1 protein-coding gene is annotated in these 1,313 nt (G+C 56.3%); it reads right to left on the bottom strand.

Going from position 1 to position 1,313, the window contains the following annotated elements; genetic code table 11:
* Positions 1 to 141 precede the first annotated feature (141 nt).
* Positions 142 to 1,313 (bottom strand): IS1182 family transposase (locus AWB67_RS37950; RefSeq protein ID WP_087660867.1); only part of this gene is annotated, 1,172 nt, incomplete at its 5' end.

Here is a 1,313-nt window from a genome sequence, read left to right on the forward strand (position 1 = left end):
GGCCCAGACCGTGTCAAAACGCGTAGACACTGGGAATTGCCGAAACCAGCCTCGGCGCCGGGCGCCGCTTGTCGATTGCAGCAAACCGAATGTCAAATCACAGCCGCACTCATCGCGAAGGCTTAACAACCCCTATGGGCTTCACGCCCGCATCGCTTTCATAACCGCTTCGGAACCGAGTAGTTTGATCACCCGCTTTATGTTGTATGCCAGCACGTGCAAGCTCATCTCTGTGCTCACCCGCTCGATGGTTCGTGTCAGGAAATGAGTGGCGCCCATCCATGCCTTGATCGTGCCGAACGGGTGCTCGACAGTCTGTCGCCGGATGCGCATCATCTCGGGCGCATGATCGAGTCGTGCCTGCATCTCATCAAGAACATCTTCGTGCTCCCAGCGCGCTACACGACGTTGAGGGCCTGGCGTGCAGTCCCCTTTTAGCGAACACTGCTGGCAATTCGAACTCCAGTACTTACTGATCTTTAGCCCGCGCTCAACGGTTGAGAATCGCCAGATGAGCGGCTCGCCTGCTGGGCATCGATATTCGTTGGTCTTTGCGTTGTAAATGAAGTCTTCCTTCCCGAAGCGTCCGTGAGCCGTTGCGCTCGATGTCACTGTCTTCGGAACGAACACTTCTATTCCAGCCTTATGACATGCGAGTATCTCCTCGCTCTTATAGTAGCCGCGGTCTGCAACTGCGGTGAGCTTGTCGACGCCTATCTCTGCACGGGCAAGCTTCGCCATGGACGTTAGCTGATCGCGATCAATGCCATCATTAGTGACCATGTGCGCGACGATCAGATGATGCTTCGTGTCAACCGCCGTCTGGACGTTGTAGCCGACGACTCCGGTTCCTCGCGTCTTCATAGAACGGGCATCCGGATCCGTGAGCGATACCTGACCGTCCGGTGCTTCGTTTAACTTGATCTCGATCTCTTTGAGGCTTCGCATCTGTTTCTTCAAGGCTGCAATCTTGTCCTGCAGTCGCTCTGTTCTGGCCTTCGCGATTGCAGGCTCTTGACGATCCGCTGTATCCAACGCCTCGAGATAGCGAGCAATACTTGACTCGATGTCGCGCATGCGTCGTTCGAGTTTAGCGCTCGTGAAGTTGCGGTCGCGGTGGTTCACTGCCTTGAACTTGCTGCCGTCGATCGCAACGAATGCTTCGGCGAAGAGGTCCAGCCGCTGGCATAGCATGACGAACTGACGACAGACGCTGCTGATCGCTTTGCCGTTGTCTTTACGGAACCGCGCAATGGTCTTGAAGTCCGGCGCGAGGCGGCCCGTAAGCCACATCAGTTCGACGTTGCGCTGAG

The sequence above is a fragment of the Caballeronia terrestris genome, assembly GCF_001544515.1.
GTDB lineage: Bacteria > Pseudomonadota > Gammaproteobacteria > Burkholderiales > Burkholderiaceae > Caballeronia > Caballeronia terrestris.